The sequence below is a fragment of the Enterococcus pingfangensis genome (assembly GCF_005405205.1).
Lineage (GTDB): Bacteria > Bacillota > Bacilli > Lactobacillales > Enterococcaceae > Enterococcus_A > Enterococcus_A pingfangensis.
This window is the reverse complement of the sequence record NZ_BJDP01000001.1, coordinates 296,462-311,420: the sequence shown is the minus strand read 5'-3', so window position 1 is coordinate 311,420 and position 14,959 is coordinate 296,462. Positions and strand designations below refer to the sequence as shown.

Sequence of the window (14,959 nt, the reverse complement as noted above, 5' to 3'; positions counted from 1 at the left end):
GCAATACTGAAATCGATCAGTATTGCTTTCTATCATTTTTTAGCGAATTAGTTAAAAACGCGGAAACGTTCGTCGTCAGCTAAAAATTCTTTTTCATTTGCTTCAGCTTCTTTAGAACCAAAGACTAATTGAGAACGTAATTGCCAGTTAGCAGGAATGTTCCATTCTTTTGCAACGGCTTCGTCAATAACTGGGTTGTAATGTTGTAAGTTAGCGCCAAGACCAGCTGTTGTTAGAGCAGTCCATGTGTTTGCTGTAGCAATACCGTTTGATTGCTCTGCCCAGTCAGGGAAGTTATCAGCATATAATGCGAATTGTTCTTGCAAGTTTTTCACAGTATCTGTTTCTTTGAAGAATAGAACAGTTCCGTAAGCGTTACGGAAACCAGCAAGTTTTTCTTGTGTGTTAGCAAAAGCTTCTGCTGGAGTTAATGGTTTCAACGCTTCTTCAACGATGTTCCATAATTTTTCATGAGCTGCTCCAAATAGAATAACTGCGCGTGGTGATTGTGCATTAAATGCGGTTGGGCTATTTTTCACAGTATCTTTAATTAATTCAGTGATTTCTTCTTGTGATAATTTAACGTCGCGGCCTAAAGCGTAAAATGAACGACGGTTTTTTAATGATTCTAAAAATTGAGACATAATAAATTCCACCTTTTCTTGTTTTGTTCTTGTTTACAAAGACTACTTTAACATCTTACAAAAAGTAAGGAAAGAAATATGCTCGCAAAAACGAAATTTTTTTCAAAGGTGGAGGAATAACCTGTAATAATCCTTTTAAAATATGATAAACTAGCGATATTAATGAAAAAAACGGAGGCACACAACAAATGAATATCAAAGAAATAGGAAAGACTATTCTTTATTTTTTATTCTTAGCAGCTATTTTGATTGGTTTGCGCCAGTTTGTTTTTACTCCTGTAGTTGTTAAAGGAGATTCGATGGATCCGACATTAATTGATGGTGAACGCGTGATCGCTTTAAAAAATACTGAGATCAAACGTTTTGACATCGTCACTTTCCCAGCGCCTGATGATCTTGGCAAAAATTATATCAAACGGGTGATCGGACTACCTGGCGATACAGTCGAATACAAAAATGATACGCTCTATATTAACGGAAAGAAATATGCTGAACCTTATTTAGCTGAATTTAAGGGAGAATTGACCGACGATCAGCCATTGACTTATGATTTTGATTTAAAAGAATTATTTGGCTCAGAAAAAGTTCCGGCAGGTGAGTTATTTGTACTAGGTGACAACCGCCGAATCTCGAAGGACAGCCGAATCATCGGCACGATTAAGAAAAAAGATATTATGGCGGATGTTAAATTTGTTTTCTGGCCGCTTGATCGTTTTGGGACTGTAGACTAGCAAATATTGCTAGTCTTTTTTTGTCTTGTCTTTCGCTATGCGCTGTTTTACTTGAACTGTTATAATAAACAAGTACCATCATTTGAAGAAAAGAGGGGAAACGATGGCATTACAATTTTTGTTAGGTGCTGGGCAGAACGACGCGACAGAACAAATGATTCAGACGGCGCAAGCTTGGTTAGCGCGCAGTTCAGAGAATCGGGTGTTTTTCTTAGTCCCCAATTACAATAAATTTGAACAAGAGATCACACTTTTGTCCGCTATAAAACAATCAGAAAAAAAGACAGCGTTCAGTACGATCCGTACCCAAGTATTTAGCTTTCAACGGTTGGCTTGGTATTTTTTACAGCGCGACGGACAAGTTCCAGGAAATATTTTATCTGAAGCCGGCAATGCGATGATCTTGCGGAAAATTCTCCAAGAACAGCGTGAAGAGTTGACGATTTTTCGCGGCGAAGTAAATAAAACGGGATTTATTCAACAATTAGTCGGCTTTTATCAAGAGATGCAGATCGGTAATGTTACCGTCGCAGACTTAGTTGAAAATGGGAGCGACCCAGATCAAGTTTTGAAACTGCAAGACTTGCAAAAAGTTTTTGCGGCCTATGAAGAAGCATTGATTGATTATCAAGTGGCGAATGAAGATCCATTGTTATTGCTGCATGATTATTTAGGTGGGCAAGACTTATCGCATAGTTTGTTTATCGTCAGCGGATTTACCCGGTTCAACGCTAGAGAATTGAATGTTTTGAATACGTTGATGACTTGCGGGGAACTGTTTGTTTCTTTGGAATTGGATCGTCCATATCCAAACGAAGAACCAAATCCTTTGAACTTGTTTGCAGATCCGGGCAAGACCTATTTTCAATTAAAGAAAAATGCAGACTTGCAACAAATTCCCGTACGGTCGGACCGTTTTTCACAAGCGAAACAAACTGTTTTCAATCAAATCGGCACATTTTGGGCGGATCAGAAAAAAGCCGATCTGTCGCAATCAGACCAGATTCAGCTAACCAAATATGCCACAGTGGCGGAAGAGATCCGAAAGGTCGGTGAAAAGATCCGGCATTTGGTCAGAGATGAGGGCTATCGTTATAAAGACATTCAAATCTTATTGCGTAATCCGCAAATTTATGACAGTGTCTTGCCAGATATTTTCCAAAAACTGGCTATTCCATTTTATTTGGATGAGACGCAAGCGATGGCAGCCCATCCGTTGATTGAATTTTTACAAGCATTGTTTTTGGTCGATAACTACCATTACCGAATCAACGATGTGTTTCGCTTGCTGCGCACAGAATTATTTGCCCCCTTTGATTGGGCGGCGGATACTTGGTTTTCGCAGCAACAAGACTACCGCGAAAAAATCGATCAGACTGAAAATGTTTGTTTAGCTTACAATTTTCGCGGAAGCGCTTGGACAAAAGAATCAGATTGGGAATTTGTCGATTATGATTTTGAGGCCGATGTTTTCAAGGATGCGAAACAATTAGAAGCTGTGACTAATGAAGTCCGCCGCTCAATCCAACAAGTATTGCCGGCATTTTTAAAAAAAATCAAACAAGCGGCAAATGGACTAGAAGCCGCGACGATTTTTTATCGATTCTTAGAAAAAAGTGGAGTAAAAAAACAATTGCTTTTTTGGCGGGATCAAGAAGTTGAAAGAGGAAATTTAGATAAAGCCCGCAATCATGAACAAACTTGGCAGGCATTACTTGATCTTTTGGATGAGTATGTCTTGATCTATGGTGCAGATTCCTTTGATTGGCCCGCTTTTCAAGAAATCTTTTTAGCGGGTTTGATGAATCTATCTTACGGCAAGATTCCAACTGCGATCGATCAAGTTCGAGTCAATGATTTAGAACTGGCGCGTGTGGATCAAATGAAAGTCACGTTCGCAATCGGGCTGAACAACAATGATTTTCCTGCTCGTTTTGACGACAAAGGCTTGTTATCGGCAGAAGAGCGTTCGTTGTTCAATCAAAATCTGCCGGAAGGAAAGTTTTTACCAGAAAGTAATAGTTCTAAAGTAAGTCGAGAACCTTTTTTAGCTTACTCTGTCTTTCTTTCTGCAACAGAAAAACTTTATTTGAGTTTGGCGGCAACGGTTGAAGGAGAGAAAAAATTAGAAGTTTCTTCCTTTTTACGCCAGTTAAGCCAAGGACTCCAATTGCCAATCAAAGAAAATGAATCGTTGAAACTAACGAGTCTGCCGGAAGATCATTTAGGAACAATGCGGACGCTGCTGTCCGATCTAATTGCTTTGAACCGCTTTGCGCAAGATGAGAATCGGGCTTTCTTGCCATCATGGCGGGAATTGCAAAAATTTATCCAAAATAGTTCGCTAGCCCCAATGGCTCAGCGTGTCTTTAAAAGTTTGCAAGATCTCAACGTGCCGCGGGAACTGCTGCCAGAAACAGCTGAACAGTTATACGGAAAAAATCTGTATGTTTCCGTTTCACGAATCGAGAATTTCTATAATTGCCAATATAAATACTTTGCTAATTTCGGCTTAGGCTTAAAAGAGCGGACGGTTTACGGGTTGACACCGGCGGCGGCAGGAGATTTTTATCATGAAGCATTGGATTATTTTTTCCATTTGATTAAAGAGCAAGGCTTGCGCTTAGCAGAATTAAATGAAGCAGAACGCAATCAGCTGGCTGAAGAAGTTTTGAGAAAAATTTTTGGCGAGTTGAAATTTGCCATTCTTTCCAGTTCAGCTCGAATGAATTACATTCGCTATCAGTTGTCACGAACGATTCAAAGAGTCAGCTGGGGCTTGGTGCAGCAAGGAATGCGGACAAAGCTTGAACCGCAGCAAACGGAAGTTCTCTTTGGATCAATTGGCGGACAAAAAGGAATTCCAGGAATCGACTTGCCATTATCAAATGGCGGCAAAGTGGCAGTCCGCGGAAAAATCGATCGCTTAGACCAACTGCAAGGTAAAGAAAATGATTGGCTGAGTGTAATCGACTATAAATCGAGTCCTCACAGTTTCAATGTGACGGATGCGTATTATGGCATCGCTTTGCAGTTAATCACTTACTTGGATGTGGCCGTCACCGACTTCAATCAAGCCAATGCAAAAGAGGTCAAACCGGCGGGCGCTTACTATTTGCACATTCACAATCCTGTATTAAAAGAGCCTAAAAATATTGAAAAAGAGATGTTGAAGGCCTATCAATACGACGGCTTATTTGCAAAAGAGCCGGAGCTTTATGATCAGCTGGATCAGAGTTTACAAGAAAAAGAAAGCTCCTCATTGTTCCCAATCAAAAAAGATAAAGATGGGCAAACAGTAATCGTATCGCATTCTAAAGATAAATTTTATGATCTATCTGAGATCGAACTGCTGCGCAAATACAACCGAGAAAAAATTCAACAAGCCGGCAATCAAATTGTTTCCGGTGAAATTAAATTGAATCCAACTTATAAAGACAATCAGCGGATCGCTTGCCAATACTGCCCATTCCGCAGTGTCTGCAAATTTGACGCGATGTTGAAAGAAAATAATTATCACCGCTTAGAAAAACTTTCTAAAGAGGAAGTCTTGAAACGAATGGAGGAAGAACTGCATGACAACTAACTATCCCATCCCTCCGAAAACACCAAACGAAATCTATACTGATTCCCAGTGGCAGGCGATTTATGATCAAGGGACCAATCTCTTAGTTTCGGCTTCGGCTGGGTCAGGAAAAACGGCTGTGTTGGTTCGGCGTGTCATTGAAAAAATCAAACGCCAGAAACTTTCAGTCGATCAGCTCTTAGTCGTGACCTTCACGGAAGCCGCGGCAGCTGAAATGAAGGAACGTGTCCAGAGCGCTTTACAAGAAGCGATCAACGAGGAGACCGATCAAGAATTAAAAAATCATTTTACTCATCAGTTGACGTTGTTGCCGACTGCGAATATCTCAACGTTGCATTCATTTTGTTCCAAAGTCATCCAGCGTTTTTTCTATTTGATCGATCTGGACCCAAGTTATCGGATGCTGACTGATGATACTGAGAAGATTTTGTTAAAAGAAGATGTGTGGGACGAATTACGAGAAACATTTTATGAAGAAAATCAGGAGATTTTTTATCGTCTGACAGAAAATTTCTCAAACGATCGCAGCGATAGCGGCTTGGAAGATTTGATCTTAGCGATGTATGAATTTGCCCGGGCCAATCCAGAACCTTTTCGCTGGTTGGACGGCTTAGTCGACAATTATCGGGTTGAGACTTTGGTTGATTCAGCGTTATATCAAGACTTGATTCGTCCGCAAGTTTTAAACACGCTGCAAGAGATCGATCAGAATTATCAGTGGCTGATCTCAGCAAGTCAAGGAGCAGATGAGCTGCAAAAAATCACCGCGCTTGCTCAAACAGAAAAACTACTGACACAGCAGATCGAACAAAAAATCAGAGAAAATGAACTGACGGATGTGTTTACGCTATTTGAAACGATCAAATTCCCAGCATATCCTTCACCGCGTAAAAAAGAGATCAAAGAACTTTACGGCGATGTCATTGCAGAATGTAAAAACTATCGTGATCATGCCAAACAAGAACTGCTGAAAATCAAAGAAATGTATTTTTCTGTCTCACCAGAAGAACAAGTAGAGCGATTGCAAGAAGCATTGCCTATCGTTGAAGAATTGGTTCGGGTCGAAAAACGCTTTATTGAAGAATATTCCGCGAAGAAACGTGAAAAAGGGATGCTGGATTTTAATGATCTAGAACATTTTACTTTGCAGATCTTGCAAACGACCATCAATGGCGAGAGACCGGCAGAAAACTATTATCGCAAACGGTTTGCTGAGATTTTAGTCGATGAATATCAAGACATCAATCAGTTGCAAGAGACGATCTTGCGTCAACTTAGTGTCGAAAAACCGGGAAATCTCTTTATGGTTGGCGATGTCAAACAATCCATCTATGGTTTCCGTTTAGCGGATCCGACATTATTTATTCAAAAATATCATGACTTTTCTGAAGCAGTCGGCGGACGGCGAATTATTTTGGCAGAAAACTTCCGTTCACGAAAAGAAGTATTGGACTTTACTAATTTGATTTTCAGCCAGCTGATGGATCCGGTAGTCGGACAGATTGAATACGACAAACAAGCAGAATTGATCAATGGATTTACTGCTTTTCCTGAAACGGATAGTTTCGCCCCAGAATTATTGATCTATCAAAAAGCAGGTGAAGTACCTGAATGGATCGAAGACAAATCAATGGGCGAGATCTTTATGACAGCGCTGAAAATTCGTGAGCTGATCGACCAAGATTTTGAGATCTATGATAAAAAAGAAAAAGCGATGCGGCCAGTTCGTTATGAAGACATCGCTTTATTGATCCCGACTAGAAGCAACAATCTGACGATCTTGGAAATATTTAAACAATTAGGTATTCCATTAGCTATCAATGATACGCAAAATTATTTTCAATCAACAGAATTGCGAGTAATCATTGCCTTATTGCAGATCATTGATAATCCGTATCAAGATATCCCGCTGGCAGCCGTTTTACGTTCGCCAATCGTAGGATTGTACGAAGAAGAATTGGCCCAAGTACGGTTAGCATTGCCACAAAAAGATTATTATCAAGCGGTGAAAAGCTATCTTCAAACAAATGAAGATGCTACTGCTAAAAAATTATCCGCTTTTATCGGTCAATTAAACGAGTGGCGCGAATTTGCCCGCCGAGAATCATTGGCCGATCTATTAGTGAAAATTTATAATGAGACGGCTTATTTAGATTATGTTTTAGGAATGCCGGCAGGACAACAACGGCATGCGAATTTGTTAGCGCTGATCGAACGAGCAAAAGATTATGAACGCAGCAGTTTTCGCGGGTTGTACCAATTTATTCGCTTTATTGAAAAAATGCAGGAAAAAGATAAAGATTTAGGTGAACCGCCAACTGAAGAGATCCAAGATGCTGTCCGGGTAATGACCATTCATGGAAGCAAAGGCTTGGAATTCCCCGTAGTTTTTTTACTGGACATGAGCAAAAGTTTCAATGTCCAAGACACTCGAAGAAATTATGTGTTTGATGAACGGTTGGGGCTAGGAGTAAAATTGCTGACGCCGGATACTCGAATCAGAAAAGACACCTTGTTGTTCCAAACGGTCAAACAAAAAAATCTGAATAAACTATTGTCAGAAGAAATGCGGAAACTTTATGTCGCACTGACAAGAGCCGAACAAAAATTGTTCTTGGTTGGTTCTTATGAGAATGAAGAAACAGCCTACAAAACTTGGAGCAAAGGATCTTTGAATGAAAAACTTGTTTTAGACGAGGGACTTCGAAGCGGACAAAAGGAAAGTTTCTTTGACTGGGTAGGTTTGACGTTATTTAGACACCCAATCATGGACAATTACCAAAAGGATTATGCGATCAATCAGCCACCAAGCTTAAAAAAGCATCCAGCCGTTTTCAAATTGGATTTTATCGAGCCACAAACGATCGCAAAAGCTGTTCAAGAGTATCTTCCAGAAATCAAAACATTAGAGATCCCGCAAGGCGCAATCAATATTCAACCGGTGAAGCAGCGATTGTTGTTTGAATATCCGTACCCTGAAGCGACCAAAACTACGAGCTATCAATCGGTATCCGAACTGAAGCGATTGTATGATGATCCTGATAATCGTGAGACACTAAGCTTGACGCCTTCACAACCGCAATATCGTTTTACCGAAAGCGAATTGAGCGAACCTAAATTTTTAGGAACGAAAAAAGAGCTGTCGCCAGCTGAAATCGGCACGGCTACTCATTTAGTGATGCAATTATTGCCGCTAAAAGAAAAACCGCAACGCAACACGATTGAAACATTGCTTGAAGAACTCGTTTTACGCCAAACGTTGACCTCGGAGATCGCAGAAAAAATAGCGATTGATAACATTTTGCAATTTTTTGATTCTGAATTTGGCAGCTATTTGATTCAACATGCAGCGTATTTATCTCGTGAAGAACCTTTTGCGATGTTGCTGCCGGCAGATCAATTATTCAGCGAGTATCAAAACCAGGATGAGATTCTGATTCATGGGATTATTGACGGTTATTTAGAATTTGATGATAAAATCCTCTTGTATGATCTAAAGACGGATTACTACACGCCAGAAAGAGAATCACAGCTGATCGATCGTTATCGCAGTCAATTATATCTGTACCGTGATGCGTTAGAAAAAGCAAAACAAAAACCCGTTGAGGCAGCCTATTTAATTTTCTTACAAGGCAACCGAGCGATTAATTTGTTAAAAACTCCTTAGGGATAGGCAAGATATACTTATAAAAGGTAAGTGATGTGCTATACTTCTCCTATCGAGGTGAGAATTATGGAACAAATAGAAGTAATGGACTTTTCGCTCTGTCCAAAATTTGAGAAAGGATTTCAGATTTTAGGCAAAAAATGGAACGGTCTGATTATTGATGTATTGTTGGAAGGTGGGCCTCAACGATTTGTCGATATTGCTGCAATGATTCCCAATGTCAGCGATCGGGTTTTAACGGAACGACTAAAAGAACTAGAAGCAGAAGGCATTGTTGGTCGCATGATTGCTTGTGGAAGTCAAAAACGGATGGATTATTGTCTAACAAACAAAGGCAAAGCTTTGAACAAAGTGATGAGCGAGATCCACCAATGGGGCGAAACTTGGATTACTGACGAAGAATGTAGTTGATAAATTGTTCGATTTCTTGTAGTATTGGAATAGTCAATTGAATAGTTTAAAAAGTGTCGATAGAAAAGAGTAGTTTTTTTAGATCTTAAAAGGGAATGTCTGTCATTGACTGGAAGCAGACTAAGAAAAGAAAAGATGAAGTTCACTTCTGGAGCTTGTCGCAAGACCGGCAGAGCCGTTAAAAATTAAGAGCGCCAAAGTGTAATCGGCGAATTAGGATGGTAACGCGAGACCTCGTTCCTTTAGGGAACGAGGTCTTTTTGTCGTTTTTAAACAAGTCGCTTGAGAACAAAAGTGAACGGTTCGTTTTGAATCAATGGTTAAAAGATTTTTCGAAAGAATTCGATAGGATATTTAGTTGCGATTCTATTTTCAGCAATAAGGAAAGGAAGAAAACAATGAGTTTACAAGCACAATTAGAAGAACTAAAAAGTCAAACGTTAGCAAAAATCAACGCGGCTGAGGAACTTTCCGCAGTTGAAGCGATTCGAGTGGAAACGTTAGGGAAAAAAGGACCAATCACCGAAGTATTGCGGGGCATGCGGGATCTTTCCGCAGAAGAACGACCAAAAGTCGGCGCTTTTGCAAATGAAATCCGCGACTTGCTGACAAAAGCCGTAGAAGATCGTAAAACTGATTTAGCGGAATCCGCGTTAGCTGAGCAATTAGCGGCAGAATCACTAGACGTTACATTGCCAGGAAAGCAAGTTTCTCAAGGCACTCGCCACGTGCTTACCCAAATCATGGAAGAAATCGAAGATACCTTTATTGGGATGGGCTACCAAGTGATTGAAGGAACCGAAATTGAATCCGATCATTATAATTTTGAACGCATGAATTTGCCTAAAGATCATCCTGCGCGCGACATGCAAGATACTTTCTATATTTCTGATGAAGTGCTGTTGCGGACACATACTTCACCGGTGCAAGCGCGAACGATGGAACAACATGATTTCTCAAAAGGCGCACTGCGGATGATCTCACCAGGGAAAGTATTCCGGCGCGATACAGATGATGCCACTCACAGTCATCAATTCCACCAAATCGAAGGCCTAGTGGTCGATAAAGGTATCACGATGGGAGACTTGAAGGGGACATTAGAAGTCTTATTAAAAGAATTGTTTGGTGCTGATCGTAAAATTCGGCTACGTCCAAGTTATTTCCCATTCACTGAGCCGTCTGTGGAAGTCGACGTCAGCTGCTTCAAGTGCGGTGGCAAAGGCTGTAATGTCTGCAAGCATACCGGCTGGATCGAAATTTTAGGTGCCGGTATGGTTCATCCCGACGTATTAGAAATGTCAGGAATCGATTCAAAAGAATATTCTGGCTTTGCTTTTGGCTTAGGACCAGACCGGATCGCGATGCTGCGCTATGGGGTCAATGATATTCGAAATTTCTATTTAAATGATGTTCGTTTCTTGGAACAATTCAAGGGGGAGTAAAAAGCAATGTTAGTTTCATATAAATGGTTAAATGAATATGTCGATGTAAAAGAGGTCACTCCGCAAGAATTAGCGGATCGTCTTTCATTAACAGGGATCGAAGTTGAAGGGGTAAATATACCTCAAGAAGGATTGAAAAAAATCGTTGTCGGAGATGTCAAAGAATGTATCCCGCATCCTGACTCAGATCATCTTTCGATTTGCCAAGTTGATATCGGTGAAGAAGAATTATCGCAAATCGTCTGTGGCGCACCAAACATCAAAGCCGGTGTCAAAGTGATCGTGGCATTGCCAGGCTCTCGAATCGGCGGCAATGTAAAAATCAAAAAAGGCAAGATGCGCGGACAAGTCTCAAATGGAATGATCTGTTCGTTGCAAGAACTTGGGTTCAGTGATTCAGTCATCCCGAAAGAATATGCTGAAGGCATTTACTATTTGCCAGAAGATGCGATTGCAGGAAAACCAGTTTTTCCATATTTAGAAATGGATGATGCGATCATTGATTTATCAATCACACCCAATCGGGCAGATGCCTTGAGTATTCGCGGGGTCGCCCATGAAGTCGCAGCGATTTATAATAAAGAAGTAGACTTTCCAGCTGTTGAATTAAAAGAGACCGCTGAAAAGGCCAGTGATAAGATCAAAGTTTCTGTGGCGGATAAAAAAGACGCGCCGCATTATGAAATTCGGATTATTGAAGATGTAAAAATCGGACCAAGCCCGCAATGGTTGCAAAATCGTTTGATCAATGAAGGCATTCGTCCAATCAGCAACGTGGTAGATGTGACTAATTATATCTTATTATTATTCGGTCAACCGCTTCATGCTTTTGACTATGATAAGTTAGGCAGTAATGAGATTCTAGTTCGCCGCGCGAAAGAAAATGAAGCTTTTACGACACTAGATGCCGTTGAACGAACATTGAACCAAGAAGATATCGTGATTACTAACGGCGAGATTCCAGTCGCTCTTGCAGGTGTGATGGGCGGTTTAGATTCAGAAATCTCTGATGAAACAACGACGGTCGCTTTAGAGATGGCGATGTTTGACCACACGTCTGTTCGCCGTACGTCACAAAGCTATAACTTGCGCAGTGAAGCTTCTATGCGTTTTGAAAAAGGGATCAATCAAGGCGAAATCAGTTTAGCCGGAGAAGTTGCGGCGACGATGATCGCGGAATTAGCCGGCGGCAAAATTTTACAAGGAGCCGTAAAAGGCAGTGAAGTCCAGCCGCAAAATGTTGAAGTCAGCACAACGGTTGAAAATGTCAATCGCTTTTTAGGAACTGATCTATCACAAGAACAAATCGATGCGATCTTCAAAGCTTTAGGCTTTGCGACACAAGTTGCTGAAGGAATTACTACTGTCAGTGTACCGCCGCGTCGTTGGGATATCACGATCGAAGCAGACTTGATGGAAGAAATTGCTCGAATTTATGGTTATAATAATCTGCCATCGACATTACCAGAAGGGCAAACCGTTGCCGGCTTCTTGACTAAAACACAAAAAACAACTAGAAAAGTCCGTAATCTTTTAGAAAGCGCCGGTTTGTCAGAAGCGATCAGTTATGCTTTGACGACCGAAGCAAAAGCACAGCAGTTTTTATTAAATGAAAGTAAAGTGACACGAGTTGCTTGGCCGATGAGTGAAGAACGCTCAACGATGCGCTTGAACTTAGTCAGCGGCTTATTAGAAGATTTAGCTTACAATGTCGCTCGTAAGAATACGGATGTAGCTTTTTATGAAATCGGCCACGTCTTCTACCAAAATAATGATCCAGAAAAAGATTTGCCAAGTGAACAAAATCATGTGGCGATCGCCATTACTGGCAACAGCAGTAATAAATCTTGGGCAAAAAAAGCTGAAGCTGCCGATTACTACACGGTTAAAGGAATAGTCGAAGAATTGATCGAAGGCTTAGGTTTAACAAAAGAAGTCTCTTATCAGGCGATTCAACTAACTGAAATGCATCCAGGCCAAACTGCTGGTATTTATTTAGGAGAAGAATTGATCGGATTTGTCGGTCAAGTTCATCCCAAAATAGCAGCCAGCTACGAACTAAAATCAGCTTATGTAGCAGAAATCGATCTCGCTGCATTGATCGCTCAAGAAAAAGCGCCTTTAGTTTTTGAGGCTGTTTCAAAATATCCAGCTGTCAGCCGCGATATCGCGATGCTCGTTGATGAAACAAGCGCTAGCGCAGAAATCGAAGAAGTGATTACAGCTACCGCCGGAAAATTCTTGACGAAATTACAAGTATTCGATGTGTATCAAGGCGACAACATCGAAGCAGGCAAAAAGTCAATGGCTTATAATTTGACGTTTGTAAATCCTGAAGCAACGCTGACTGATGATGAAATCAACCGCAGCATGGAAAAAGTTACTAAGAGCTTAACAGAAAAATTACAAGCAGTTATCCGCTAATCAAGCATGTCAAAGTCGCCTAAAGACTTGGCAGAAATAATGATGTATGACAAGATTGTTGTCATACATTATTTTTTTAATAAACGGTGAGAAGTCACTTCAAGCAATAAACTGAAGTTGCATAAAAATTTGAAAAAATTTCCGGAAATTCCTTCTTATTGCTTGAAACTGACCACCTTTGTCACAACCATTTTGATCAGAGGAACAAAACACTCAGCTGTTTTTTTGCTGAGTGTTTATTTATCAAGATTGACATTTTCGGAAAATATAGTTAGTATACTAATCAAATGAAGTTAGCACGCTAACTAAAAGGAGAGACTAATGAATACTGGCTATTTATTAATGAATATTTCAAAAAAATTAAAGTATGATCTTAATCAAGCATTATCAGAAAAAGGAATCACGGTTCAGCAATGGGCGGTCATCCAACAAGTTGATCTAAAAGAACGAGTGACCGCTACAGAATTGGTTCACATTCTAGATATGGACAAACCAACGATTTCCGGTATTATTCAACGGCTCGAGAAAAAAGGTCTGCTTGTTAAAAGCAATCATCCAGCAGACAAACGTTCTTTTTTATTATCTTTAACAAAAACTGGAAGAAACGCTCTGGAAGATTATCAAAAATTAAGCGATCATGTTGTTGAAAGACACCTATCGATTTTATCCGAGCAAGAACAAGCGTCATTCAATCATTTATTAGCTAAAATCAATCAAGAAAAGAGGGGTTAAGCATGGATCACATACTCATCATCGGAGGAACGGGGAATATTGGCTTTCCTTTGATCGAGAGTTTAGCCAAAAAAGAAAATGTGGCGCTGACGATTGGTATGCATAACCCGGCTCAAGAGAAATTTGCAGGAATGAAAAATGTAACGATTACTCATTTTGATTTTCTTGATCCAAGCACGTTTCCAGCAGCATTTTCTGGCGTAAATAAAGTCTTTTTTATTCGGCCGCCGCAACTTTCTAAACCGAAAGAAGACATGTTTCCCTTTTTGTCTTATGCGAAACAGCAAAATATCCAGCAGATCGTCTTTGTTTCACTAATTGGTGTTGAAAAAAATCCAATGACGCCGCATCATAAAATTGAGAAAATGATTAAGCAGTTGAAATTACCCTATACATTTATCCAACCAAGCTTCTTCATGCAAAATTTAAATACTACTCATCAAGAAGACATCAAGGTTGCCCATGATTTATTCATTCCGGCCGGTCACTCAAAAACCAGTTTCATTGATACAAGAGATATAGGTGAAGCAGCAGCCGTTTGTTTAACAAATGCCAAGTACTTAAACCAAGCGTTAGAAATTACTGGACCAGCAGCGTTGACGTATAATGAAATCGCCAGAGAAATGAGTGGAATTTTAGGTATAACGATTTCTTATAGTCAGCCAAGTTTATTGAAATTCCGCCAAGCCATGATCAAACGAGGGATTGCGAAAGATTATGCGAACGTAATGGTGATGCTTTACTTGATCACACAATTAGGAAACGCCAAAAAAGTAACGAACGTGTTGGAAACAATTCTCGACCGGCCGCCTAGGACGATCCAAGAATACCTATCTGACTATAAAGATTGTTTTGTGTGAGGAAAAAGGATAGGGGATGAATTTTAATCAGCAACTAAGCGCTTTTAGAAAAAATAGATAAAAAGGGATCTGCGTATTATCTCAGATCCCTTTTGCGTTTTACTGATTTTAGATTGCTTGTATCTCACTTGTTGTCACGACATCAATGCCAGTGTCTAACAGGTTTTCGATCGCGACATCACCAATGTTGACGGGCGCTTGCAGTTGAACAGTATTAATGGTCTTCATAGCTTCTAACACAGCTGTTTTAGGAATACCATCAGTCGTTTTTACGGAGCAAAGATACGAATTGCCGCCGTTAACACGGATCGTTGAAGTGACTACGCGCACAGGATTCGTTGCTTCGGCCTTGCCGTATTTTACGCCTTTATTACAGCTGTGACCGCTGACTTTGCAATCATTCGTTTCATCTACTGTTAAATGACAGCCCTTGGGACACATGATACAGATAAAATTTTTCAT

10 protein-coding genes are annotated in these 14,959 nt (G+C 40.3%); 8 read left to right on the top strand and 2 right to left on the bottom strand.

The window, feature by feature from the left end; all coding sequences use genetic code 11:
• Positions 1-47: 47 nt before the first annotated feature.
• Entirely contained in the window at positions 48-644 is a 597-nt protein-coding gene (locus tag FFM63_RS01400) for a nitroreductase family protein (protein WP_137608558.1), read from the bottom strand.
• A gap of 188 nt (positions 645-832) precedes the next feature.
• On the opposite strand from FFM63_RS01400, the gene lepB reads away from it, so the two are divergent.
• The 8 genes from lepB to FFM63_RS01360 all read left to right on the top strand — a co-directional run bounded on the left by lepB (position 833) and on the right by FFM63_RS01360 (position 14,497).
• Complete coding sequence (gene lepB / locus FFM63_RS01395) at positions 833-1,375, top strand: signal peptidase I (RefSeq protein ID WP_137608557.1); 543 nt, start codon at positions 833-835, stop codon at positions 1,373-1,375.
• A 103-nt stretch (positions 1,376-1,478) separates the two neighbouring features.
• A complete protein-coding gene (locus FFM63_RS01390; protein ID WP_137608556.1) occupies positions 1,479-4,961 on the top strand; it encodes a PD-(D/E)XK nuclease family protein in 3,483 nt (1,160 codons plus the stop codon).
• On the top strand, positions 4,951-8,628 hold the full coding sequence (gene addA / locus FFM63_RS01385; protein ID WP_137608555.1) for a helicase-exonuclease AddAB subunit AddA: 3,678 nt from the start codon (positions 4,951-4,953) through the stop codon (positions 8,626-8,628). Before FFM63_RS01390 ends, addA begins: the two co-directional genes overlap by 11 nt.
• A 66-nt stretch (positions 8,629-8,694) precedes the next feature.
• On the top strand, positions 8,695-9,039 hold the full coding sequence (locus tag FFM63_RS01380) for a winged helix-turn-helix transcriptional regulator (RefSeq protein WP_137608554.1): 345 nt from the start codon (positions 8,695-8,697) through the stop codon (positions 9,037-9,039).
• Between the two features lie 398 nt (positions 9,040-9,437).
• Positions 9,438-10,481 (top strand): phenylalanine--tRNA ligase subunit alpha, encoded by a 1,044-nt coding sequence (gene pheS / locus FFM63_RS01375; RefSeq protein WP_137608553.1) that lies wholly within the window; start codon positions 9,438-9,440, stop codon positions 10,479-10,481.
• Between the two features lie 6 nt (positions 10,482-10,487).
• Positions 10,488-12,905 carry a phenylalanine--tRNA ligase subunit beta gene (gene pheT / locus FFM63_RS01370; protein WP_137608552.1) on the top strand — a complete coding sequence of 806 codons (2,418 nt, stop codon included), beginning with the start codon at positions 10,488-10,490 and terminating at the stop codon, positions 12,903-12,905.
• 321 nt (positions 12,906-13,226) lie between these two features.
• On the top strand, positions 13,227-13,637 hold the full coding sequence (locus tag FFM63_RS01365; protein WP_137608551.1) for a MarR family winged helix-turn-helix transcriptional regulator: 411 nt from the start codon (positions 13,227-13,229) through the stop codon (positions 13,635-13,637).
• A 2-nt stretch (positions 13,638-13,639) separates the two neighbouring features.
• Entirely contained in the window at positions 13,640-14,497 is an 858-nt protein-coding gene (locus FFM63_RS01360; protein ID WP_137608550.1) for an NmrA family NAD(P)-binding protein, read from the top strand.
• 108 nt (positions 14,498-14,605) lie between these two features.
• On the opposite strand, the gene FFM63_RS01355 is transcribed toward FFM63_RS01360, so the two are convergent.
• Entirely contained in the window at positions 14,606-14,959 is a 354-nt protein-coding gene (locus FFM63_RS01355) for a DUF1667 domain-containing protein (RefSeq protein ID WP_137608549.1), read from the bottom strand.